This window comes from Dethiosulfatibacter aminovorans DSM 17477, assembly GCF_900142005.1.
GTDB classification, from domain to species: Bacteria; Bacillota; Clostridia; order Tissierellales; family Dethiosulfatibacteraceae; genus Dethiosulfatibacter; species Dethiosulfatibacter aminovorans.
The window spans coordinates 1-25388 of the sequence record NZ_FQZL01000027.1 but is presented as its reverse complement, the minus strand read 5'-3'; the positions used below and the strand labels follow the sequence as shown (position 1 = coordinate 25388).

Genomic DNA, 25388 nt, shown 5'->3' with positions numbered 1-25388 from the left:
AAACAGACTGCCCTTGTCGGCAGTCTGTTTTGCGTTGTGTATTTGTATATGCAATCAAGCATTATTTAATTGTCATAAGTTGATCCTATCTATGTATCTATACTACAGTCCCGTCATTCAATATGCTATTGGGATCGAATACTGCCTTAATCCCTTTCATTATTTCCAGTTCCTCTTCCTTCTTCTGGAGCTTCAGGTCTTCCACCCTTATTTTCCCGATGCCGTGTTCTCCTGTTATTGTACCGCCGTACTTGAAGCAGGCCTCGTACATCTTCAGTTTGATTTCTTCTGCATATTCGGGTATTTTGCCGTCAACCAGCACTGTATCGTTGTGAACATTTCCATCTGCAATGTGCGCGGTGATGTTCGTTGTAGTATTGTATTCCTTCATGATCCTTCCCAGATCTTCAAAGAAGGCAGGCATGCTTGCCGGAGGTACGCACATGTCGAAGGAGTCTGCGATTATATCCTTGATAACCTCATAACCTCCGCTTCTTATTGCAAGAAGATCGGCTTGTTCCTGTTTCTTTCCTGCAAATACCGCTTCCGTACATCCATTCTTCCTGCAAATGTCATTGATCTTCCTTGTAGAACTGTAGAGCATGTCCTCTTCCTTTTCCGATATTATTATCATAAGGTCTGCATTGCCTGTTTCAAGGGGCCAGTTGAGACCCAGGTGTTCTGCAGTTTCAAGATTGATATGCTTGTCCTGATATTCAACCGCCAGCGGCGAAACTCCGCTTCTAAGTATTTCAAGAACAGCATTTGACGCATTGTCTATTGTTTCAAAAGCTGCCGCTATTGTCGCTACATGCTTGTCTTCGGGATAAATCTTTAGTATGACCTTTGTGATTACGGCAAGAGTACCTTCACTTCCTATGATGAGATGCATAAGGTTGTATCCCGCATTGTCCTTGAGGAGCTTTCCTCCAAGATTCAATATGTTTCCATTTGGAAGTACAACTTCAAGTCCCTTGATATGGTTCCTCATTATCCCGTGCCTTACAGCCCTTGCTCCACCTGCATTTGTAACGGCCATTCCACCTATCTGCGCCCCTTCATCACCGGGGTGGACCGGGAATCCGATTCCATCATATTTGTCAAGTTCTTCAATGAGGTCAAACAGTGTAACTCCCGCTTCAAGGGTCACCGTCATGTTGTTCAGGTCCACTTCAACTACCTTGTTAAATCTTTCCATGGAAATCACAATGCTTTCCTTTACAGGTATGGCTCCACCGCAGAGACCGGTACCGCCTCCCCTTACAACCACATTGATTCCATTGTCATTGGCAGTACTGATTATCTCTGAGACCTCTTCAGTATTTGCAGGCTTAACCACTATTGAATTTTCATCTGCCTTGGGTCTCAGCGTCTTCTCCACCTCATCGTAAAGATATCCAAGCTTTTGATCTATGTCAGTAATGATCCAGTCTCTTCCAACAATATTTTCAAGTTTTTCTACTATTTGACTCATCATACTATTTCCTCCAGCCTCTTTTCATATCTTCTAATCATTTCAGGTATTATTTCATACATGTCACCTACATAGCCTATGTCCGCAATATTGAATATTGGTGCAGAAGGATCGTTGTTCACTGCTATTACGAGGTCAGATTCCTTCATTCCGGCTACATGCTGAGGTGCTCCTGAAATTCCGCATGCTATATAAACTTTTGGCTTTACACGATTTCCGCTGTATCCTACCTGATGAGAACTGTCTGCAAGGCCTGCATCAACAAGCGCTCTTGATACTCCAACAACACCGCCTAGAACATCTGCAAGATTCTCTATCAAGCTCATGTCCTTCTTATCCTTCAACCCTCTGCCTACAGCAACTACAACTTCAGCTTCAGTTATATCAAAATCATCGTCCCTGAACATGTCGAGGATTTCAATTCTGTTGTTTGCAGTATAATGGGGCTTGATCCTTTCTATGCTCACTACCCTGGTTTCATCCTTTAAAGCTTCGGGAAATTCCTTATATCTTATGGTAGCCATCTGCGGATAATTCACAGACTTGATATGGGCAAGTATATTGTCGCTGAATGCAGGTCTTACCTGTACCAGCTTGTTCTCTTCGTTGATCAACAGTTCCGTACAGTCTGCAGTAAGACCCGTCTTGAGAGCTCCTGCAATTCTCGGTGCCAGAGACCTTCCGAAGTTTGTAGCGCCTATCAGGACTATTTCAGGCTTGCGCTCTTCGATGAATTTCACAATATTCAACTTGTACAGATACTCCTCAGGCTTTTCCAGACATTCGTCCTCCATGTAGTAGACTTTCTCAGCCCCTCTGTGGCAAAGTTCATCTACTTCCATGTTGTTGCCAAGAATCAGCACTTCCAACCCTATCTCAGCCTTGTCCGCAAGCTCCCTACCCTTTCCGAGAAGCTCATAACTCACCTTGTGTATCTCATTTCCATTTTGCTCGCCTATTACCAGTATGCCTTTGTACTCTTCCATGACACCCTCCTATACGATGTTGAATTTCTTGAATTCACTGTCAACCGCTTTGAAAAAATCCACCTTATTATCCCTGAATATTCTGCTTTCCCTGGTTTCTTCCTTGGGTACTTCAATCTTGACAACCTTTGTAGGAGACCCCTTAAATCCGGCATCCTCTTCTGTCATGAATTCGCACAGGTCTGCAAGTCCAAAGCTTTCCATTTCAACGTCAAGGGATTCAAGCTTTCTGTCAACTGTCGGCAATTGCGGATGGTTGATGTTTTTGGTTACGCTGATAAGGGCAGGCAGCTTCATTCTTCTTTTCTGGTTGTATCCGCAAATCTTTTCTGTAGTTACGGTAATGCTGTCCTCCGTCACTCCGTCTATGCTTTCAACATTGTATGAGTGTGGAAGATAAAGGAATTCAGCAACTTCGGCTCCCACCTGGGCCGTATCACCGTCAACTGATTTTTCTCCGCAGATAATCAAATCATAGTCTTCAATTTTCCTTATTCCCGCTGCAAGCGTATAAGATGTTGCACAGGTGTCGGCACCGCCGAACTTCCTGTCAGTCAACAGCACTCCCCTGTCTGCTCCCCTTGCATATGCGTCCTTGAGAGACTTCACAGCCTTTGGCGGCCCCATTGTGAGGACTGTAACTTCCGCACCGAATTGCTTCTTCAAGTCAACGGCAGCCTGAAGGGCATTCATGTCAAAAGGGTTGATCTCAGCTTCTGCAGAAGACCTGTCTACAATACCCTTTTCCCTGTCGAACTTTACCCTTGTCATGTCGGGAACCTCTTTAACAAGTACTACAATTTTCATATGGTTTATTCCTCCATTTGTGGTTTCGTGGTCTTACCTCTTGATTTAAGTATACTATAATGTTAGAATTAAGTCAAATGTTGAAAGTATGTTTCACTTATAAAAATTTGTCCTTATTATTAAGATTAATATCTAAATGGAGCAGATTCGTTTAGCAATATAGTCATAATCAGAGAATTTGAAATAATTCCGAGGTCGTGAATTCGAGGTTCAACAATTATCCTTATATATCCAAAATTGTTGTGCCGAGTGAACAGGGAGGAATTATTTTAAATTCTCCTTCCATTACAAATCTAGATATAATTTAGCAAAATATCAACACAGAGGAGTTGAATCTATGTTTCAATCAGTAGAAAACAAAAAAGTTTCACAGGTTATAATAGAACAAATCCAAAATATGATAATGTCGGGGGAACTGAAAATAGGCGACAAGCTCCCACCCGAGAGAGAGCTCACAGAAATGCTTAAGGTGGGACGCCCCGCCCTGAGAGAGGCGCTTAAGGCACTGGAAGTAATCGGCGTAATTGAAAGAATCCATGGTCAGGGCAACTTCATTTCCAGCAACATAGTCGACAGCTTCTTCAAGCCCCTGTCACTTACTTTCAAGCTGAGCAACGGAAGGCCTGAGGAAATTCTTCAGGTAAGATTTCTTCTTGAAACCTTCACTGTCGACCAAGCCGCCAAGAATGCCACAGCAGAAGATATCGAAAAGCTGGAACTTATACACAAGAGAATGATGATGTCTGAGACACTGGAAGACAAGGCAAAATACGACAAGGAATTTCATTTTGAACTTACCAGGATCTCCAACAATACTCTGATCCTAAATTTATACCAGAGCGTTTCCTATCTTATAGACTCTTTCATAAATGAAACCGTAAGGATATCGCTATTTGAGGAAAAATCAATTGAAAAAATCTATGAAGAGCACGAAATCATTATCCAGGCGATAAAGGACAAGGACAGCACCAAAGCTGTGGAAGCTGTAAAGAGGCATCTTGACAATGTCAATATGGCATCAATAAAAAAATTGAAGTAATCTTAAAATACCCCCTTGACGAATCAATGTTGTTTGTATATAATATCAAAGTCAAAACAGAAATATTGAAATGTTTACGGATTCCAGCAATAAAATTTGCATAATATAAACGTCATAATATAGAGTTATGAGGACTTAAAAAAAAACCCCTTTTTTAGGTCCTTATTTTTTTTATTTCATTTTACTAAAAGTTCAAGGCAATATTTTCAATATTTCAATAATAATTAAGATCTATACTATAAAACTAGTGTCGTGATATAAAATTAATGAAGTTTTAGCTCACAACAAGTTACGCGCTGATTCTTAAATTATTTGATATACAATTGAAGCATTTATATATCAAATAATTTAAGAATCAACTCAATTAAAGTTATGATCTATAAACTAATCAGGAGGATTTATATGGCTAAATACATCTTTATTACAGGCGGTGTTGTTTCATCGTTGGGCAAGGGAATTACTGCAGCTTCACTTGGTCAGCTTCTAATAGCAAGAGGGTTCAAGGTTACAATACAAAAATTTGATCCCTACATAAACGTGGACCCCGGAACAATGAGTCCATACCAGCACGGTGAAGTCTTCGTAACTGATGACGGTGCGGAAACAGACCTTGACCTGGGACACTACGAGAGATTCACAGATGTAAATTTGACAAAATACAACAACATCACTACAGGAAAGGTTTACAGCACAGTAATAAACAAGGAAAGAAGAGGAGACTATCTGGGAGGCACTGTACAGGTTATACCTCATATCACCAATGAAATCAAGAACAAGGTCATAACTGTTGGAAAAGAGCAGGATGTAGATGTAGTAATTACTGAAATAGGCGGAACTGTAGGAGACATCGAGAGTAATCCCTTCCTTGAAGCTATCAGACAGATCAAGTACGATGTAGGCAAAGAAAATGTAATGTATATCCACGTAACACTTGTACCTTATCTTGCCAAGGCAGGTGAACTTAAAACAAAACCTACCCAGCACTCAGTAAAGGAACTTAGAAGCATAGGTATACAGCCTGATGTTCTTGTGTGCAGGGCTGAAAAGCCATTGAACGATGGTCTTAAAAAGAAAATAGCCCTCTTCTGCAATGTAGACGAGGATGATGTAATAGAAAACCTTGATGCTGACAATTTGTACGAGGTGCCTCTTCTCCTTGAAAGGGAAGGCCTTGCCTCTCTTGCATGCAAGGACCTTGGCCTGAAGGACTGCACTCCGGATCTTAGCAAATGGAATGCAATGATAGACAAGATGAAACAATGCAAAGGCAAAACAACAATCGGACTTGTAGGCAAATATGTGGAACTCAGGGATGCATACCTTTCAGTTGCCGAAGCACTAAATCACGCGGGAATCGCAAACGGTACAAATGTTGAAATCAAGTGGATACATTCTGAAGACATAACTCTTGACAACTATAATGAAAAACTTGAAGGACTTGACGGAGTGCTGGTACCTGGAGGATTCGGCGACAGAGGAATAGAAGGAAAAGTCCTTGCTTCAAGGTATGCAAGAGAAACAAAGACTCCTTTCCTGGGAATATGTCTCGGTATGCAGATGGCAGTCGTTGACTTTGCCAAGTATGTTCTGAACTACGATGATGCAAACTCATCAGAGTTCGACGAAGAAACAAAACACCCTCTTATTCACCTTATGCCTGACCAGAAAGACATTGAAAACAAGGGCGGAACAATGAGACTTGGAATCTATCCATGCAAGCTTGCAGAAGGTTCAAAGGCAAGGGAAGCCTACGGGGAAGATCTTATATACGAAAGACACAGACACAGATATGAGTTCAACAATGAATTCAGGGACATAGTACAATCAAAAGGAATGAAGATAACCGGACTTTCACCTGACGAGAGACTTGTCGAAATAGTAGAGGTTGAAGACCACCCATGGTATGTAGCTGCACAGTTCCATCCCGAGTTCAAATCAAGACCTACAAACAGCCACCCTCTGTTCAGGGATTTTGTAAAAGCATCTAAAAAACAATCATAATAATTAATAAAAGCAGTCGAGCAATTTCGGCTGCTTTTTCTATTCCCAATATTCATGGTCCCTATTTTTCAAATGCAAAACAGCCGAAAGCTAGAAATCGGCTGTTTTGCATTTAAACTTAAGAAGTTATTTATTTTACAGAAAACTCCAATGGAGCTTTCAGTACGGGTTGTTTATTTTGCTTCAGATGCCGCTCTCTCTTCAGGTTTGTCTTTCAGTGCCATGGAACCTACTACCAGTACTGCAACAGATGCTATGAGTCCGAGGAATACAGGATCTCCCAGGAATACATTGTATCCTACAGTCAGGTATAGTCCCGCCGGCACTATTGTTCCGGTCAATATGCTAAGAACCACAGCAGTCTTAGATGTTTTTTCACTGAAGAACAACGCTGCCAGAAGAGCCGGCACAAGTGCAGCTCCTACAATCGAGAACACCATGTACAGATATGCAAAGAGGGACTGTATGTAAAGCGCTATTATCAGACCTATCAAACCAATTACAACAGTTGCCACAGGCATCGCCTTGTTCAACCTCTCTTCATTTACATCCTGCTTCAAGGCATGCCCCATGTCATACATGAGATGAGTAGTTGCAAGAATGAGGAAGGAGTCAAAGGATGACATGATTGCCGCAATTATTCCTGCTATGGTTATTCCTCTCAATACCGGAGGATAATGATTCAGTACAAATATTGGAAGTGCCGCTTCTGCGTTTTCCAGTCCCGGATGAAGTACAAACATCACACCACCTAGCAGAAGCAGGACTATTCCGAAATAGAATCCCATCGCTCCTGTAACGAGGAAGGATGACCTTGCAGTCTTATAGTCTTTGGCAGCCAAAGCTCTCTGGGGCATGGTCGGGTCTCCGGGAACAGCAAGGAAGTATGCAAGGAAGAATCCAACGGACCCAGCGCTTACTCCACCCACAAACGGATTGGTCATGGACATTCCAGCATCTGCAAAAGCTGTCGCAATAGGTGCAAATCCGCCTGTCTGTGTAAGTCCGATTATCGGTCCAAGAATAAAGATACCGATTATCATAATAATCAGCTGGACTACGTCAGTGTAAACAACTGCAAAGAATCCGCCTATTGATGTATAGCCTATTGATATTATTGCTGCAATTGCTGTAGCCACAGGCAGTGATATTGTCAAGCCTTCTCCGAATACATATATGATTATATTCCTGAGACCGGCTATGTTTATAGCTACTATTGATATTGCATACAATATTATTACTATTGATGCTACCAATCTGGAACTGTTGCCAAATTTCTCCGAAATAACCTCGGCCATTGTCCTCTTTCCTGTTTCCCTTATTTTTCCTGCTAAGAGTCCGAAGAAAATCAGACCCAGTGCAAATCCTGCATACATCCAGAACACAGTTCCCGTAGCTCCGTATTTATATGCATTGCCAACTGCTCCCATAGTCATTCCAGAACCTACCATTGTAGCCATAATGGTTCCAATGAGTGCAAAACTGCTGAATCTTCTTCCTCCAAGGATGAAATCATCCATGGTTTCAATCTGTCCGCGGGCAAAGAATCCAATAGCAATCATTCCAACAAGATACAATCCGATAATCAATAAATCAACAGTACTCAAATTAATCCTCCTTAAAATAAGTTTTATGATGTTGTACGGTTCCCAATACCTCTATAAATCAAATGGTTTTCTCTAAAAGCTCTTCCGTTTTGCCAAATATGTCCATTTTTTCAAGTCTGTCGAAAGCTTCCCCGAGCTTTTCTATTCCTACAGTGCATGCAATTCTTACAAAGCCCTCTCCTGCTTCGCCAAATCCAGAACCGGGAAGTACCAGTACATGTGCATCATCAAGTATCCTTTCCCAGATCTCCATTGATGTAAGTCCTGTATCCTTGATGTTTACAAAGAGATAAAATGTTCCTTCAGGATTTGAACAACTCATGTTTTCTATATTCTTGATTCTGTCATAACAGTAGAATATTCTCTTTCTGTACTCTTCGTAGAGTCCCTTCTGTATTTCCCGTCTTCTTTCAATTGCATATATGCCAAGCCTTTGGGACATGGAACTTATGGTGAAGTTTACCGATTCGTTTACATTCCTTATGCACGTCACCAGCTCCCTGTCTGCTATGATATGTCCAAGCCTGAGACCCGGCATTGAAAAGTCCTTTGAATAACTGTATATCGTCACCACCCTTTCCGGCTTTTCCTCATAGGCACATATGGGCTTGACATTTTCAGTATAATTTAAAGCTGCGTAAATATCATCTGCAATTACAAGAAAATCGTGTTTTTCAGCAAGGTCTATAATTCCCCTTATATTTTCCTCACTGTATACCTTCCCGCTTGGATTGTTGGGCGAATTGATAATGATAGCCTTGGTCCTGCTGGTTATTAGCTTCTCAAGTTCATCAACATCCACATCGAAATTGTCTTCACTTCTTGTATTGTAGACCACAAGCTTTCCTTTCGGAAGCTCAATTTGCGGCTTGTAGTAGATATAATATGGGGCTATTGCTATAACTTCATCGCCTTCATCAAGAATACTCTCCATGACCAGATACATGGCGTGGGTACCACCGCTGGTGATGATTATCTCGTCGCTTTCAAAGCTGAACCCGTAATCTTCCTCATACCATTCCCTGGTTTTGTTTCTCAAATCCTCGTCACCGAGAAATTCAGTATACCTTGTATGTCCGTTCTCTACTACATCTTCGTACATCAGTCTTATGCATTCCCTGTCTGCAGGATAATCGGGATCGCCTATACTTAGATCTATCACATCATCATGTCTCTTTGCCATCTCGTTTGTCTTGCTCAGGGGAGGAACCTTAAAATTCCAGTGTTTCCGTGCAATATACTTGTTCTTCACTGCATTCACCTCTTTAGAACCTTAATGAAAGACGGCTAGTCCTCCATCTATTTTCCGTAACTCTTTCCAAATATTCACCATTTCGATTTATTTATTCACTTCTTGGAACCCCGTTCCATATGACAATTATATATCTGTTTTTTATCACTGTCAAGCCTAATTTGACTGCATCCCCATTCATTTTTCTCATTTTTATAGTCAAGTTATCAAAATCCATTGCTATTGGCAGGTCCTTGCCCGTAATATTAGATCTTTAAGATCACATCCATACCATTGCACCATCTTTTAGATAATATTCATTTTCTTGAACGCCGTTCCGTAATTCATCAGAATGCATACCATTACTTTCTTTATATTGAATTTATATCAAAATGGATATATAATCATAACAAGAAAGCGGCTTCGCCTCGTTAACCGTTTTGCACAAATAATTAATTTTGCCGGAGCATATACATGGGAAAAGACAAAGAAATGAAACCAAACAAGGATACAAACACAAACGAAAATGAAGATCTGAACGTAATGGTTGAAAGAGCAGCAATGATAATGGACAGGATTTATAAATCCAAAAAGCCTCTGGGAGTATCTCCTCTTGCCAAGGAACTGGGTCTAGCAAAGGTTACCACCTTCAGGATAATGAAAACCCTTGAGAAATACAACTATCTCAAACTTGATCCCGATACCATGGAATATTCCCTGGGATACCTCTTCTATGAATACTCAAAAAAAATAGAAAAAAACATTTCATTAATCAACCTTGTAACACCCTACATGGAAACCCTCGTTAACAAAGTCAATGAAAACGTCAACCTCAGCATCATGTACAAGGACAAGATACTGACAATAAAAACAGTTGAGGGAGATTCCTTCGCTCTGATGTCCGTATTGGAACCGCTGGCGCCACTTCACTGCTCTTCATCAGGAAAGCTCTTCCTTTCAAGATGGACAGACGAAAGAATCAAGGACTATTTCGAAAACGAGGAAAGGATCGAGTATACACACTTCACAATAACCAAATACGAGACATTTCTAAAAGAAATGAAAAAAATACTTAGGGAAGGAATATCCTACGACAGGGAGGAATACTCCTACGGCCTCACATGCATTTCAGCTCCGCTCTTTGACCGGAACAAAAACATCATTGCAGTCCTTGGAATATCAGGCCCTACAAACAGGCTCCTTTACAAGGGTCTGGAATCCATGGAAAAGGAAGTTAAAGATGCTGCAAATGAAGCCAACGAATTCCTCAAGAAGTTTTCACCGGAAATACTAAAACTGAAAAACACTCTATAAAGAGAATGCGGCCATTAAAAAACGGACTGCCCAGTCCGTTTTTTAACATTCCATATCACGCTATTTTATATAATCCTCAAGTCTTTCAATAACACCATTTTTGTCCTTCAGTTTAACTTCCCTTGTCCTGTTGATCAAGTAATCCCATATTGCCCCGGTCATATTGTCTTCATTTATTGCAAAATACACCTTGGGAGTCGATGTCTTTATTATTATGGCTCCAACATATTCCTTGACATATATTGCACTGTCATCATTCTCTTCCTGTTTGGATAAACAAACCTTGTAATTTTTATAGTTCTTAAGCAGAAAAATCACATTGAGGACATGTTCCCGGAATTCTTCCCATGTGTAAAAGTAGGCTTCCCCCGACTCATTTTCATTAATCGCTATCCTCAATTCCCCTTTTTCTATTGTTTCTTTATCCGGCAAATTCAATATTTCCATTACCCTGTGGTTTTCCAATGAAGCTCTCATATTTTCAATCCTGCCCTGATAAAATCTGACAATTTCTTCATTTCCACCGTCCATTCTTCTCTCCAGAACATTTCTGATCAACTCAGGCGACATCGATGATAATGATAGGGATCCCGACTTCATTATTGTATTTGCTTGTTCCATTTCAAACTCTCTGAAAATAGACTCATAATTCGATCTGTGATTTTGGGTGAATATCTTCATCAATGGTTTGCAAAGCCTCAAATAGTCTTCAAACTCATTTTCAAAAGACGCTACAGTTTTCTTGTCCGTAAACAAAAAACTCGCAGTGTCATTTTGAGCATTGAAAACAGATGATGATGTTACCGCAGCTGTGTTTTCAGCCACAAAAAGTGTCCTTTTAAATACACCATCTCTTTTTTTGGGATAATAGTAGGGTTCAATTGACCCGGTCATATACAGAGGCATCCATTTTCCTATGGCAGAAAGCATTTCATCCAGGTTCCTGCTTATGGTATGGATAATTTTTATCTTGTTGCCCTTGCTTATTGCCTGCATCATATACATGGCCCACTTTTTCGTGAACCTCGGATCATCAGTCATCCAATCCATGCTTTCATCACTGTAAAACAGGATGTTCCCAGGCTTCTTTTTATTGATCACCAGGGATAGGAACGCTATTGCAGCATCCCGCTTTCCGACAGATCCATAATATGCCTTATAGGAATTTTCCGACACATCTACTTCATAGCGGTCAATATTCTTTGTCGATTTAAGATTGTCGGGAATGTTGGCTTTGAATTTTGAAAAGCCACCCAAAAAACCTTCAACACTTTCATTTTGACTCTTGTAATCAACCTCTTCACTCAACAGCCACTGGTAAATATATTTGGAAATTGATAAATTTTCATTTACAGAGGACATGTCCGCACCCATGACATCCATGATGCTTACTATCTGGTGCCTTTCCCTGCAATTCTTCTCAAAGTAAACCGCCATTTTTTCAACATAGTCTTCATTTTTCGCCGGTTTTCTTTTACCATTCCTAAGACGGCTTATGTACGAAGGATCCAGGGATGTATACAAGGCAAGGGAGCTGTTTGTAGTTTTCGTAATATTCATCAAACAATCAAGTTTTTCAGAGAAAGTCATTATATCACCACCTATATTCATTATACTATTGGAAGGCATGGTTCTCAATTGTTTTGTCACGTTTTGTGACAAGATTTGTCATTGACATCCTCTCCGGAAGTATTCCTATTTTTCTAAATTCCTGTATACTATATAAAGCAGCTGTACAAAAGGAGGCATCTATGGTCTGTAAATTCAAACTGAAAACCGGTTTTTTCGAAACAAAACCATGTACATTGTCAGTTAGAGAAAAGGCTATCTCTGTTTTTTATGACGACGATTCCGATGACGAAGAAATACTGATTATGGACAACGACCTCTTGAGCATATCTGTAATAATAAGAAACCATACTACAACTGAAATCAGAATACATACTATGGATGCAATTTATACCGGATACAGCTTGGACGAAAACAAGACCGACGGTATAATCAAATCTTTCCTGAATGAATTCAGTCACAAAGTCTGTATAGAAAACTGATATGCCGCTGCAGCAATCCATGAGAGCATAAACATTAGGGGTAATGCAAAAGCCTTCCATCCCCGAGGCCGGGAAAGTATAGGCAAGCAATGTGCTAAAAGGGTTCAAAAAGCATCTGGAAAATTTTTCCAGGTGCTTTTTATATTTGACCCCATTTGACACCGCAACCTTATACAGTTCCTGTTGTCATAATCATCCATATGTAATACAATAATGTTTACAGCAACTGTAATGCCAATGCAATCCATGAAATCATTTTTATATAATCAAGCCGTTCGAATTGCAAGGGAGGAAACCAATGAGTCTGCAGCTTAATGTAAAGGAATTCTCGAAAATAGCCGGCGTTTCACCAAGGAATCTCAGGTATTACGACGACATAGGCCTCTTCAAGGCAAGCGGCATTTCCGAAAACGGATACAGATACTATACAATAGACAAGGTGGAGGAGATACATCTCATCAACTATTTCAGACATATGGGAGTATCCATCAAGGAAATCAAGAAGCATATGGAAAACAGGAATATGAACGAATACGAAACCATCCTCCAGGACCAGCTTAAAAGGGTCAACGAGGAGATGGCCGAACTTAAGCTTCTGGAGGAAAGAATCAAAAAAAGGATTGCTTCAATAGAATACATCAGAAACCTTCCCCCTTCAGGTGTGATCACGGTTCAAAAGCTGGAAAGGAGAAGGATTCTCAAGCTTAAAAAGGAAATGAAGGAACAGCAGGACTGGGAGTTCAACCTTGTTAATCTGCAGAATGACCACAAGCTGCCACCCAGCATATTCATAGGAGATGTAGGATTCATAGTTGACATGGATATTGTAGATACAAGGGGACCGGAGGAATTCTCCGCAGCCTTCCTCATGGCCGACGACCCATTCTACAACCACACCAGGAACATGGACTGGCTTGAAGCAGGAGCGTGGCTCACCAAATATATTAGGGGAGACCACCACGAGGCACATAAGCACTACGGCAGTCTCACCGAGTATGCAAAGAAGAAAAAACTGGCCCTTGGGGATTTTGCCGTCGAAAGAACAATAATAGACCACTACATTTCAAGCGACCCGAACTTCTATATTACCGAGATTCAGATACCTATTGTCGAATAATAAATCAAGGGAGCACCATCTACAACAAGAGGTGCACCCTTTTCCATTTCATATTTACATAATACTTTTCTTGAGTATTAATCAATTGCAACCTAAACCCTTACTTCTTCCTTGTATTCCCTGGCTTCTTCCTTGCCGTCAAGAACCCTTATTGTTCCAAGAACAAGAGATTCAAGCTCGTTTTCGCCGGGATGGATATGTACGGGAGCTATGAATTCAACTCTTTCCGTTATCCAGTCTGTTATCATCTTGGAATATGCAATTCCACCAGTTATCGCAATTGCATCAACCTTGCCCTTTACAACAGTAGCAAGCTCGCCTATTCCCTTTGCTATCTGGTATGCCATGGCTTCATATATGATCGCCGCTTCCTTGTTGCCTTCTCCGATCATCTTCTCAACTTCCCTGGCATCGTTTGTGCCAAGGTATGAAATCAAGCCGCCTTTCCCTCTAAGCTTTGCCTTCATTGTCTTCTGGTCGTACTTATAGCACATTGAAATCAGATCCTTGCAAGGAACCCTTCCTGCCCTTTCCGGAGAGAATGGACCTTCATCATCCGACACTATGTCAACCATCTTGCCGTTTTTGTGAATGGAAACACTCATTCCACCGCCCAGGTGTGCAACTATTATGTTGGATTCCGTGTAAGGTTTTCCGATTTCTTCTGCAGTACTGATTGCAGTAGCTCTCATGTTAAGGGCATGGGAAAGGCTCTTTCTCTTGATGTCCACCATTCCCGAATATCTCGCTATGTCATCAAGTTCGTCCACTGCAACAGAATCATATATGTAGGAAGGTATTCCAAGTTCTTCGGCCATTTCGTAAGCGATGATTGCAGCAAGATTGGATGCGTGCTCTAAAACAGGTCTGTTCTTGAGAACGTCAACCATGACATCATTGACCTTGTATGCTCCCGACTTCACCGGAGGAAGAAGACCACCCCTTCCAACAACCGCGGAGAGATTCTTCACATCGTAATTGATTTCATTGAGGAAATTCATGATCTCGCTGTATCTCATCTCATACTGGTCAGTAATCTTCTCGTATTTCTCAATTTCCTCGTTTGAGTGAGTTATATTCTTTTCCTGTATCAGTTTTTCATCTTCATAGAGTGCAATCTTTGTCGAAGTCGATCCCGGATTAATTGCTAAAATATTATACATGATTTTCTCCTTGTAATTATATTTCCCTTAAACACGGTTCAAGGGCTACCGTCTTTTTTTTATTCGCCAGCGCAAGAAATGCTCCCAATGCTATGGACAAGAAAGCTGCCGCCACAATCCTGTACTCTCCCGGCAGCAAAAACGTTATTGTATGTGCAGGTATCCAGAAGAACGGCACTGTTTTCAACAACACAAAATTCACATATGAATTCCAGTCCGCATCCTTCAGCACATCGTCAAGTGTTGGTTTTTTAATAATTCCACCTACACTCAGGTTTATATATGAATCCGTACACTTGTGACAAGCCATGAATACAGGTGCAAAGAACAGGTTCATTGTAGATGATGTAAAGAAAGCAAACATCAGTCCTGATCCCTCACCCGGCAAGTATCCTTTTGCCTGCGCTGAAACAACCCCGGCCGTAAACAACTGGAATGCAAGAGTTATCAATATCCCGAAGAATCCCCACACAACTGCCTTGTACATCATTCCTACAGGCTTGGTCCATTTCCCACTTCTTATTCTATGGGCAAGCAGCTCTCCCATTGTAGCCAGTATTCCAAATTTGGCAAACGCCATCATATAAGGATGACTCGAAGTCAAACTTAAAAATATCGGATTGGTTTGCGGTGATACTATAAACAATACCACCAACGCAATGCCGCCAATCCACAAAAAATCACCTTTGTTCATTAAATTACTCCTCATATAATTATATCATTAATCAACTGTATATTTTAATTATTTTACCTATAAGTCATTTATTAAACCGCAGCAGCCGAAAGTACCAGCGACAGATATTTCTCTTCAGATGTTGATCCTCTTGAAGTAAGTACTATAGGCACCTTTGCACCGACTATAAAGCCTGCCATCCTTGCTCCTGCAGAATAGATAAGTGATTTGCCGAGAATGTTCCCTACTGTTATATTAGGAACAAGCATAATGTCCGCATCTCCAGTAACGGGACTGTCAAATCCTTTTATTTCAGCAGATTCCCTGCTCATTGTCAGATCGTAGGATATGGGACCCTCGACTATGCAGTTTTCAATTTGTCCGTTGATATACATATCCTTAAGGGCTCCTGCATCGACTGTTTCAGGCATCTTTGGATTGACCTTCTCAACTGCTGCAAGGGCTGCAACCTTCGGCTTGTCGTATCCAAGAGATATCAAGGCGTCCACTGCATTCTCAAGAATCTGCTTCTTCTTGTCAAGGTCGGGATACATCATCATTCCACCGTCTGTTATAGCTATAAGCTTGTGATAGTTTGGCACCTCGTTGAAAACTATATGGGACATGACCCTTCCTGTCCTGAGACCTTTTTCCTTGTCAACAACAGCTTTCAACAGGTCTCCTGTCTGTATCTTTCCCTTCATTATGAAATCAGCTCCACCTTCCCTGATGATTTCAACAGCCTTGTATGATGACTCCTGGTCTCCCTCAATATCAATTATTTCAGAATCTTCCTTCGCAAAATTCAGCTTTTTCAATATTTCCTTTATTTCAGCACCTTTACCAATCAATACGGACTTAACAAGCCCCTCATTTTCAGCCTTCTGCACAGCTTCCAGCGTATGCTCGTCATGGGCGCATACCACTGCTACCCTTTTTACTCCATCGATATCCTTGACCAGCTCGATGAGGTGGTCGAAATTTTTTATAACCATCTTATGCTCCTTAGTGTTGTGTAAGCTTTGATTTTGAACAAAGCCACCTTATAATATTTTGTTTTATATACATGCATATTACTATAATTCCATTGTAGCCTTAACAGTTACTGTAAAGGCTAGAAAAGTTTCGAATTAAACTCAACTAACCTTGACAAATTAATGTAAAGTTTAAACTTAAAAGTTGAGTTTCGTATTTATCCTATCCCTTTCATGTCCCGTTGAATCGTCGAGACATAAAGGTTCTAGAATAAACTCAACTATAACTTTTAAATTAAACTCTGTTTTAAAAAAAGGCAACTGTTATAATTTGAATTTGTAGTCACAATTTAGGGGAGGTTCAAATCATTTCTGCATATCTTAACAGTTGCCTTTAGTATTGACTATTCAGTTTTTAATCAAGGATGAATTTAATCTTTACATCTCCATTCCGATCTTGAAGGCTTCAAGATTGATGTCTACAAACTGCGGCTTCACATTCTCGGAAATGACCTTCTCCCAGTCAACATCTGTGATTCCCATATTGTTGACGAGGGCGCCAAGAAGGATTATATTCATGACCTTGGGATTGCCAAGAGCTTCTGCCATTTTTGCAGCATTGAATATCTTTGCATCAGCCACCTTTTCGAGCTCTTCGTTGATTCCTTCAGGATATACGCATGATCCGTTTTTAATCGGCATCGATTCTATGGAGTAATCATTCACTACTGCCTTTCCGCCTTTTTTCAGGTAATCCATCCATCTAAGGGCTTCCATCTTTTCGAAAGATACAAGTATGTCCGCTCCGCCGTGTTCAATAACCGGAGAGTCAACCTTCTTTCCATATCTTACCTGAGAGGAAACAGATCCGCCTCTCTGGCTCATTCCGTGGATTTCACTCATCTTCACATCATATCCTGATTCCATCAAGCCTGTTGTCAACAATTTGCTGGCAAGGATGGTTCCCTGTCCGCCTACTCCTACCAATAATACGCTGTTAGTCATTATTTTACCTCCTTGATTATTGCATCTACAGGGCAAACCTGTGCACATACGTCACATCCTACACACTGTGTTCTGTCTATTGAAGCCTTCTTAGCAACCTTGTCGAAGGAAAGTGCCGGACAGCCTGTCTTCATGCATTTTGAACATCCGATGCACTTATCCTCTTCAACTGTACACTTTGTCTGGAAAAGACCCTCGAATTCCTGCTTGTCAGCATCAGAGAACTTCTTGAGAACACATGGATATCTTGTGATTATTACAGATGCTTCGTCAAGAGAGTAAGCCCAGTCTAGAGTTTCCTTTACTTCCTTGAGGTCGTTGGGATTTATTGTCCTTACATTCTTGAATCCAAGAGCTTTTACCAGAGGCTCAACTTCAATTATGTTTGTCGCTTCTCCCTGAAGCTTGAATCCCGATCCAGGATTCTCCTGGTGTCCCGTCATTCCTGTGATCCTGTTGTCAAGGATTACATTTATGCTGTTACCCTTGTTGTATATTACGTTTGTGAGAGAGTTGATTCCGGTATGGAAGAAGGTAGAGTCCCCAAGTACCGATACAACCCTTTTCTTGTTTGTATCCTTCATGTTGAATACCTGCTGGGCACCGTGTCCGATACTCATTGATCCACCCATTACAATACAACTGTCCATTGCATTGTAAGGTTCAAGGTATCCAAGTGTATAACAACCTATGTCGCCGGAAATATATGTATCCTTCCTTTTGCCAAGCTCGTAGAAGAATCCTCTGTGGGGACATCCCGCACATAGTGTAGGAGGTCTTCCAACTACCTTTTCCCTGTCATACTTGTTCGCTTCAAGCATTTCACCAAAAACAGCCTTTCTGATTACGTCAGGAGTCATTTCACCTGTTACAGGGAATGTATCGTATCCGTGGCATTCGATTCCAAGAAGCTTGACATGCTCTTCGATGTAAGGATCGTTCTCTTCAATTACATATATGGTTTCAACCTGTGATGCAAATTCCTGTATCATTTTTTCAGGAAGTGGATATGTGAATCCAAGCTTAAGATATGAAGCATCGGTTCCGAATACTTCCTTTGCATAGTAGAAAGATCCACCTGAAGATATAACACCTATTTTTGCATCATTCATCTCCGTAAAGTTAAGTGGTGTAGTCTCTGAAAATTCCTTAAGACTGATTGTCCTTTCTTCAACCTTCAACCTGTTTCTGTTTGTGTTTGCAGGAGCAGCAACGTACTTGTTTGTCTGCTTTATATAATCCTTGAAAGGAACTTCTTCCCTGTCATAACATTCTACAATACCCTTTGAGTGGCATACTCTTGTAGTCATCCTCAGAAGTACGGGAGTGTCGTATTCCTCACTGATTTCCATGGCTGTCTTCATCATGTCCTTGCATTCCTGACTGTCTGAAGGCTCAACCATAGGTATCTTTGCAAATTTCGCATAGTTTCTGTTGTCCTGCTCGTTCTGTGAAGAATGGTGTCCTGGCTCGTCTGCAGTGATGATGACCATGCCGCCGTTTACTCCCGTATACGAAAATGTGAAGAGAGGATCCGCTGCAACATTGAGTCCAACATGCTTCATCGATGCAAATGTCCTTCCACCTGCTATTGATGCTCCTATTGAATTTTCCAGAGCAACCTTCTCGTTGGGTGCCCACTCAGCAAGGATTGCTCCCTTGTATAGAGCTGTGTTTTCAAGGATTTCAGTACTGGGTGTTCCGGGATAAGCCGATGCGTAAGTCACTCCTGCCTCATATGCTCCTCTGGCAAGGGCCTCGTTACCTGTGAACAGTTTCTTCATTTTAGGTTCGCTTTGCTTCTTAAGTTCCGGTTTAGCGGCAGCTAAAGTTTCTGCAATTGGTTTACTCATATCATTCTCCTTAATTTTATTGAATGGGCTTAATACAAATTTAGCCCGTTAATGTCTTATGCATGATATTAAAGCAAGTTCCGTGCCAATTTCACTACCACCCCAATAATCAATTCCTATCCGTTACACATATATCAAGAAGAATTTGCGCAACCCTTACAGTTACAATGCTTAAAGAGATTGTAAAACTTTAGTTGCCCAAATTAAAAAAGGCAGCCCATTTTTATTAAAGGCTGCTCTTTAAATATTTTATCGAATTATTAAGGGATTTTAGGGCCTAATGGGCGCGCATTGGGGATTACGGGCCCTTCGCCTTTCGTCCCATTCATTCTCTATTTCTCCAAAACATTCAATCCAAAAGTTCCTCGACCAATTCCACACCTTCTTCAGTCAAGATACTGCCACCCCTGCCTTTTTGGATTACAATATAAGCCTTTTTATCGAGATCTACAAGGATATTCCTTACCTCCTTCTCACTTATATAAAAATCTTCTTCAAGAGCCTTGCTGCAGATACTTCTCCGTCCAATCCTCTCTCTGTTTTTTCTGGCTTCATACAAGGATTTTAACACAAAAATGTACTTGGCAGGCTCCCTTACCCCAAAAATTTCTTCTATTCGTTCATAGGAATCATGAACTGAAGTAGAGTCCTCAATATTTTCTGATTTCTCGACTTTTTCGGTGACTATATTGTTTCCATCTTTCAATGGTTCTTCTGGAACATCTTCATCATATGCAAAGGGAAGATCCGACTTTTCTATTGTCTTCATATCCATGCTTGCAAGGTATTCCGCCACATTCCTGAGTTCACGTATGTTGCCACTCCATCCATACTTGAGGAGAGCTGCTTCGGCTTCCTTGGTCATTGTGAATCTTCCTTCATATACATCCTTGAAATGATCGAATATATCAAGTATGTCATCCCTTCTTTCTCTAAGGGAAGGGAGATTTAAAGGTAATATCTTCAGTCTATAGAAGAGATCCTCCCTGAATTCTCCGGATTTCACCAAATCCTCAAGCTTCTTGTTGGAAGCTGCAATAACCCTTATATCCACAGATATGACTGAATCACTGCCAAGCCTCATGATTTCCTTTTCCTGCAGAACCCTAAGAAACTTTATCTGAAGACTTTTAGGCATCTCGCCTATCTCGTCAAGGAATATGGTTCCCCTGTGGGCAAGCTCAAAAAGCCCCACCTTGCCGCCCTTCCTTGCTCCCGTGAAAGCGCCCTCCTCATATCCGAAAAGTTCACTTTCCAGTATATTTTCAGGAAGAGCACCGCAATTGACAGCCACAAACTGATAGTCGCCTCTTTTTGATTCATTGTGTATGGCTTGGGCAAAAAGTTCCTTTCCGGTTCCAGTCTCTCCTTGAATCAGAACGGAAGAATCCGACTTTGCCATCCTCATGGCTATTTCCTTTGTTTTCCTTATTTCGAGACTGTCTCCTATTATGTCGTCAAAGGTGTACTTGGCCCTGTGCCCCTTGCCTATTAACTTTTTCCTTATCTTGTGCTGCTTCTTCTCCACTTCCTGAAATTCCTTGACAATGGCCAATGATCCATAGAATTTTCCCGAATTCACAAGTGGATATACGGACACTATAAGGTCTTTTTCGTTGATATTGATTACTTCGTCAATGATGGTATTCCTGCTGAAATATACCGAGTTGAAGGAAATATTCTTGATTAGGTCGCAGGCATGGACGTCGGCAATGGCTTCATCATTCTTCCCCAATATCTCAATTGCCTTATCATTGAAATGGACGGCCCTCCTGTCAAGGTCAAATTCGATTATCCCTTCATCGGAGTTGTCAAAGAGAACATTTATCTGACTGTCGTAGCGGTTGGCCCTGTTGAGAATCCTCGCCAGACCGGCTCTTGATGTGACCATTTCCCTGTATACCTTGTTGAGATCCTTGTCCATAAGAAGATTGAGCGCATCCATACCTACCGATATGTCGATTATGGTGTTTATATCAAGTAGAGCTTCACCAATATTTACAGTCTGGCCTTCCTTGATTTTGCTTGAATTGTCCAGGAATACAAAAATATCATTTGGTCCGGAAGCTGTTTTTTCAAGCTTGTCCCTTCCGAGAGGCACCATGTCAAAATCCTTAAGACCAAGCTTGTATACCACCGTACAAATCTCACAAGCCCTTTCATATGTATTGTCCACCAGATATATGCTCTCATCGGACTCCAGTTTCTTCAGTTTATCGAATCCCTCAAGGGATATGGTCCTGCTCATTATGGCTATCTCGGATTTAGTATCAATCCTGTTCTTCACAACATTCAATATGCCGTCCGAGGGAAGCAGCACCATGTCTCCTGAGATTTCCCCATATCCATAAACTTCCTCTGCAAGAACCTTGTTTATACTGAATCTGTCTTCAAAAATTTCCCTTATCTGATTGCATATAACTTCAATGGATGAAGCATAGTCTATTACGGTTATTGTTTTTTTCATGACTTTCAGTCCTTCCTGATTATATATACGACTTTGATTTTCATTGCTGTGTTATAAGTCAATTCTATATTAATGAAATGCAAAGTGTCAACAAAAAATCCACAGAATCCTCTTAAATCAGGGGTTCTGTGGATTATATCCATCATCTGATCATGCTAATGATTCTTGTTGTTCTGCTAGCTAAATTTGCATCGTCGCATTTTCAAGCCATGCTCTCTCATCTTCACCAAGACTTAGAGACAGCAGGTCATATACCTTTTTATGGTAATCGTTAAGCCATTTAACCTCATCATCTGTAAGCATGTCCCTTTCAATGCATCTCAAGTCTAATGGGCAGAAGGAAATCGTCTCAAAATCAAGGAAGGTTCCCATGTCGTTTGTGGCCTTCTCCTTCACGAGAAGTGTATTTTCCAGCCTAATGCCGTGTTTGCCTTCCTTGTAGATGCCAGGTTCGTTGGTGACAACCATGCCTGGCTTTATAACAACAGACTGATGATTCATGCTGAGTCTCACAGGACCCTCGTGAACACTTCCCACATAGGCCACTCCATGGCCGGTGCCGCACTTGTAGTCCATGTATTCATTCCATATGGGCTGTCTTGCTATTGCATCAAGATTGGACCCTGTGCTTCCTTGAAGAAATACCGCCTTGGCCATTGCAATATGACTCTTCAATACCAATGTAAAATCCTTTCTTTCTTCATCTGTAAGTTCACCGACAGCAACCGTCCTTGTTATATCAGTCGTGCCATCGTAATACTGACCACCGGAATCAAGAAGATATAGTCCTCTATTGCCAATTTCTACAGGATTTTTCTCATCTACGCTGTAGTGCATAAGAGCAGCATTTTCTCCATATGCGGAAATAGTCTCGAAGCTAGGTTCTATAAACAACTCCTGGTCGGCTCTGAAGTCTTCAAGCTTCTCAGCCGCTTCTCCTTCATAAAGACCGCCTTCCGCAACTGCCTTGTCAAACCAGCAAAGGAAGCTAACCATTGCAACTCCGTCTCTTATCTGACAACTCTTCAGATTTTTTTCCTCAGCATCACTCAGACATCCCTTCATCATGAAAACTATATCTTTTCCATCAATCAACGTATTTGAATCATCAAGCGATGCTGTCATTAGACCATTTGACATATCGGGATCATAGTATATCCTGCTGTTTTCAACCAATTTCAAATCATCAAAATACCTGTCGTAATCCCTAATATCCACGCCCTGTTCCCTCAGATATACAAGGTCGTTTACATCCAGTTTGTCCTTGTCGATATACAGCCTGGCTCCATTGTCGTCAATAAATCCATAGGCATAGGCAACAGGAGTGTATTTAACATCATGGCTTCTTATATTGAAAAGCCATGCTATGCTTCCGAGAGAATTCATCAAATATACGTCAGCCTTTTTTGACTTCATCTCTTCCCTAACTTTTCCAATCTTTTCTCCCGTATCGATGCCTGTATACTTGATATCATGTATGAATACTCTGGAGTCAGGCATCCCAGGCCTTACATCCCAAATACGGTCAACAAGATCCTTGTCATCTACATAGTCTATCTTATTATATTTAAGATCTTCCTTCATCTCCTTCAGCTGGTTGTGGCTGAAAAGCCTGCCGTCATATCCAAGGGTCATTCCGTCAGAAAGTTTGCTTTCAAGCCACTTGTTGAGGGTAGGAACGCCCGGTTCCTTCATCTTGTAAAGGTCTATTCCACTTCCATCCAGCTCCTTTTCAGCCTGTATAAAATATCTTCCGTCTGTGAACAACCCTGCCTCATCCTGGGTTACTACTGCAGTTCCTGCAGATCCTGTAAATCCCGTTATGTATTCCCTGCACTTGAACCGGTCGGCATAATACTCACTCAAATGGGGATCCGAACTTGGCACTATGTACACATCAATCTTCTCTTCCTTCATTTTCCCGCGAAGATTCCTCAATCTTTCAACAATCACATTTTCCATAATATTGTTACCTCCATATCTTCAAGTACATTTCTATTAATCATTCATCATACTAATAATGATATCATGAATTATGCATTATATTTGTGAAGTTTATTTAACAATAAACAGCTATGCCTTAGCTGTAAAAGAACCACAATGCACCTGGCTGCTAACAGGATTATTGTGGTTCTTGTCTGTATTCATTTCGATACCATAGCCTTTTGCAAAGCTTCAGCTATCACCTTTGACATGCTGTAAACCTCTCCAAGCCTGATCTTGTGCTTGTGAATATCCGTCCCTTCGTCGTTTTCCCATGTGGTACCTATTATTGACACATTGCCTATATAGGATAGGTTCTTGTGGACTCCTCTCCCGGGATAGATGGGCTTGTTCATTATCTGTATCTGTCCCATTTTTGCTCCCCTGGTGGCATCCACTGCGATTATGAAGGAATCGGAATCTATTTCCGCTCCAACCCTGTCGGCCAGATTGAGGGCGTGTATGGGCTCTTCAAGGGTACCTGTAATATTAACACCGTCAGGAAGATTCATATCCGAAAGCATGGTTCCCACAATCGGGCCAAGGCAATCCGGTATAACCTTGTCAGTACCTATGCAGACTATGTCCACCTTGCCGTCGAAGTTGCAAACCTTTTCCAGATGGCATGCAAGTACATCAACACCGTCGCCGTCTTCTATATCTATGGAAATCTTGATCATAATCATACCTCCCTGTCAACAATATGTGCCGGTGAAAAATCCACAACATAATGTTCATTTTTGCTATGTATATATGATATCATAATACACATAGTCATATAAAGAATTTATTGTATCAAAATATCATATTCAGGAGGTATTATGACACCCTTTACAGAAGATGTAATTGAAATAATAAAATCCATACCGCCAGGAAAGGTTATGACCTACGGACAGGTCGCGGAATGGGCAGGAAATCCGAGAGGGGCAAGACAGGTCGTAAGGATACTGCATTCCAAGAGCAGAAGCCATGACCTGCCATGGCACAGGGTCATAAACTCAAAGGGAGAGATATCCCTGCCCGCCGACAAGGGAGGACTGTTGCAAAGACACCTCCTTGAGGAGGAAGGTGTGGAGTTTACAGGTTCCGGAAAAGTGGATCTTAGGATTTACCGTTATACGGGAATATAAAAACCTCATCAACACGCTCTACCCTATACTGCACAACATAAAATCATCGAAAATGTGTCACTTACTTCCTTTTTTGACAGTCCATCTGGGATACAAGACATCCTTCAACGAAAAGAGTCAGTTAAAAAATTGATACTATTTTAGTGTAAAAACTCTGTAACTATTCTCCATAAGAATCAGTCACAGAGTTTTGCTTTATATATGCTTCTCCACAACATCAAGAAGTCCCGGAAAGTCCATGCCTATTTCCTTGAGCTTCTCCGGAGTAGGCACTCCGTTCTCTGTCCATCCTCTTCTTTTGTAGACTGCATCCGTAAGCTTCTCGTACTGGTCTTCCCTGTATGCTCTCATTGCCGCTATCTTTTCTTCAACTGTCTTTCCTGTTGGATCGTATCCCACTGTCTCCTTCAGCTGCTTGTCGTATCTTTCAGCCCTTGATTCGTATTCCTCGGGGGTTACAGGTCCCATGGTCCTGTAAGGGGTTTTGTCGTTTATTCTCAGTCCCTTGCCCAT

At 41.2% G+C, this 25388-nt stretch carries 21 protein-coding genes; 6 read left to right on the top strand and 15 right to left on the bottom strand.

Translation table 11 applies throughout. From position 1 onward, the window contains the following. Positions 1-97 precede the first annotated feature (97 nt). From BUB05_RS14465 to BUB05_RS14455, 3 genes are read right to left on the bottom strand one after another with little or no spacing between them, the layout of a single operon-like run. A complete protein-coding gene (locus tag BUB05_RS14465; RefSeq protein WP_073050334.1) occupies positions 98-1477 on the bottom strand; it encodes an FAD-binding oxidoreductase in 1380 nt (459 codons plus the stop codon). Then, a complete protein-coding gene (locus BUB05_RS14460; RefSeq protein WP_073050333.1) occupies positions 1474-2460 on the bottom strand; it encodes an electron transfer flavoprotein subunit alpha/FixB family protein in 987 nt (328 codons plus the stop codon). The genes BUB05_RS14465 and BUB05_RS14460 overlap by 4 nt, the downstream gene beginning before the upstream one ends. Before the next feature lie 9 nt (positions 2461-2469). Continuing rightward, a complete protein-coding gene (locus BUB05_RS14455; RefSeq protein WP_073050332.1) occupies positions 2470-3267 on the bottom strand; it encodes an electron transfer flavoprotein subunit beta/FixA family protein in 798 nt (265 codons plus the stop codon). Positions 3268-3604: 337 nt separating this feature from the next. On the opposite strand from BUB05_RS14455, the gene BUB05_RS14450 reads away from it, so the two are divergent. Next, positions 3605-4306 (top strand): FadR/GntR family transcriptional regulator, encoded by a 702-nt coding sequence (locus BUB05_RS14450; protein WP_073050331.1) that lies wholly within the window; start codon positions 3605-3607, stop codon positions 4304-4306. 402 nt (positions 4307-4708) lie between these two features. Beyond that, on the top strand, positions 4709-6307 hold the full coding sequence (locus tag BUB05_RS14445; protein ID WP_073050330.1) for a CTP synthase: 1599 nt from the start codon (positions 4709-4711) through the stop codon (positions 6305-6307). A 173-nt stretch (positions 6308-6480) separates the two neighbouring features. On the opposite strand, the gene BUB05_RS14440 is transcribed toward BUB05_RS14445, so the two are convergent. Both BUB05_RS14440 and BUB05_RS14435 read right to left on the bottom strand, forming a co-directional pair. Next, positions 6481-7914 carry a sodium:solute symporter family protein gene (locus BUB05_RS14440; protein WP_073050329.1) on the bottom strand — a complete coding sequence of 478 codons (1434 nt, stop codon included), beginning with the start codon at positions 7912-7914 and terminating at the stop codon, positions 6481-6483. A gap of 58 nt (positions 7915-7972) precedes the next feature. Beyond that, positions 7973-9166: an aminotransferase class I/II-fold pyridoxal phosphate-dependent enzyme gene (locus BUB05_RS14435; protein ID WP_073050352.1), complete on the bottom strand. Its 1194-nt coding sequence runs from the start codon at positions 9164-9166 to the stop codon at positions 7973-7975. A 453-nt stretch (positions 9167-9619) separates the two neighbouring features. Between BUB05_RS14435 and BUB05_RS14430 the strand changes: the two genes are divergently transcribed. Further along, a complete protein-coding gene (locus tag BUB05_RS14430) occupies positions 9620-10459 on the top strand; it encodes an IclR family transcriptional regulator (RefSeq protein ID WP_073050328.1) in 840 nt (279 codons plus the stop codon). A 60-nt stretch (positions 10460-10519) separates the two neighbouring features. On the opposite strand, the gene BUB05_RS14425 is transcribed toward BUB05_RS14430, so the two are convergent. Continuing rightward, positions 10520-12049: a hypothetical protein gene (locus tag BUB05_RS14425; protein WP_073050327.1), complete on the bottom strand. Its 1530-nt coding sequence runs from the start codon at positions 12047-12049 to the stop codon at positions 10520-10522. A gap of 161 nt (positions 12050-12210) precedes the next feature. On the opposite strand from BUB05_RS14425, the gene BUB05_RS14420 reads away from it, so the two are divergent. Together BUB05_RS14420 and BUB05_RS14415 are read left to right on the top strand one after the other, a co-directional pair. Then, positions 12211-12510, top strand: a complete 300-nt coding sequence (locus tag BUB05_RS14420; protein ID WP_073050326.1) for a hypothetical protein — start codon at positions 12211-12213, stop codon at positions 12508-12510. Between the two features lie 298 nt (positions 12511-12808). Then, positions 12809-13627 (top strand): MerR family transcriptional regulator, encoded by an 819-nt coding sequence (locus BUB05_RS14415; RefSeq protein ID WP_073050325.1) that lies wholly within the window; start codon positions 12809-12811, stop codon positions 13625-13627. A 92-nt stretch (positions 13628-13719) separates the two neighbouring features. Here BUB05_RS14415 and buk read toward each other — a convergent pair whose 3' ends face one another. From buk to yyaC, 8 genes are all read right to left on the bottom strand, one after another. Continuing rightward, positions 13720-14793, bottom strand: coding sequence for a butyrate kinase (gene buk, locus BUB05_RS14410; RefSeq protein WP_094762975.1), 1074 nt, complete (start codon positions 14791-14793; stop codon positions 13720-13722). A gap of 13 nt (positions 14794-14806) precedes the next feature. Then, entirely contained in the window at positions 14807-15484 is a 678-nt protein-coding gene (locus tag BUB05_RS14405; protein WP_073050323.1) for a hypothetical protein, read from the bottom strand. A 71-nt stretch (positions 15485-15555) separates the two neighbouring features. Next, positions 15556-16458, bottom strand: coding sequence for a bifunctional enoyl-CoA hydratase/phosphate acetyltransferase (locus tag BUB05_RS14400; RefSeq protein WP_073050322.1), 903 nt, complete (start codon positions 16456-16458; stop codon positions 15556-15558). Between the two features lie 417 nt (positions 16459-16875). Beyond that, positions 16876-17442, bottom strand: coding sequence for an indolepyruvate oxidoreductase subunit beta (locus tag BUB05_RS14395; protein WP_073050321.1), 567 nt, complete (start codon positions 17440-17442; stop codon positions 16876-16878). Continuing rightward, positions 17442-19226 (bottom strand): indolepyruvate ferredoxin oxidoreductase subunit alpha, encoded by a 1785-nt coding sequence (gene iorA, locus BUB05_RS14390; protein WP_073050351.1) that lies wholly within the window; start codon positions 19224-19226, stop codon positions 17442-17444. Before iorA ends, BUB05_RS14395 begins: the two co-directional genes overlap by 1 nt. Positions 19227-19644: 418 nt before the next feature. After that, on the bottom strand, positions 19645-21762 hold the full coding sequence (locus tag BUB05_RS14385; RefSeq protein ID WP_073050320.1) for a sigma-54 interaction domain-containing protein: 2118 nt from the start codon (positions 21760-21762) through the stop codon (positions 19645-19647). A 180-nt stretch (positions 21763-21942) separates the two neighbouring features. Continuing rightward, on the bottom strand, positions 21943-23724 hold the full coding sequence (locus BUB05_RS14380) for an aminopeptidase P family protein (RefSeq protein WP_073050319.1): 1782 nt from the start codon (positions 23722-23724) through the stop codon (positions 21943-21945). A 182-nt stretch (positions 23725-23906) separates the two neighbouring features. Beyond that, positions 23907-24425, bottom strand: coding sequence for a spore protease YyaC (yyaC, locus tag BUB05_RS14375; protein ID WP_073050318.1), 519 nt, complete (start codon positions 24423-24425; stop codon positions 23907-23909). A 141-nt stretch (positions 24426-24566) separates the two neighbouring features. Between yyaC and BUB05_RS14370 the strand changes: the two genes are divergently transcribed. Further along, the gene (locus tag BUB05_RS14370) at positions 24567-24875 is read left to right on the top strand and encodes an MGMT family protein (protein ID WP_073050317.1); all 309 of its coding nucleotides are present in this window, start codon (positions 24567-24569) and stop codon (positions 24873-24875) included. Positions 24876-25070: 195 nt separating this feature from the next. On the opposite strand, the gene BUB05_RS14365 is transcribed toward BUB05_RS14370, so the two are convergent. Beyond that, positions 25071-25388, bottom strand: a 318-nt coding sequence (locus BUB05_RS14365; RefSeq protein ID WP_073050316.1) for an aldehyde ferredoxin oxidoreductase C-terminal domain-containing protein, incomplete at its 5' end; no start/stop codon positions are given.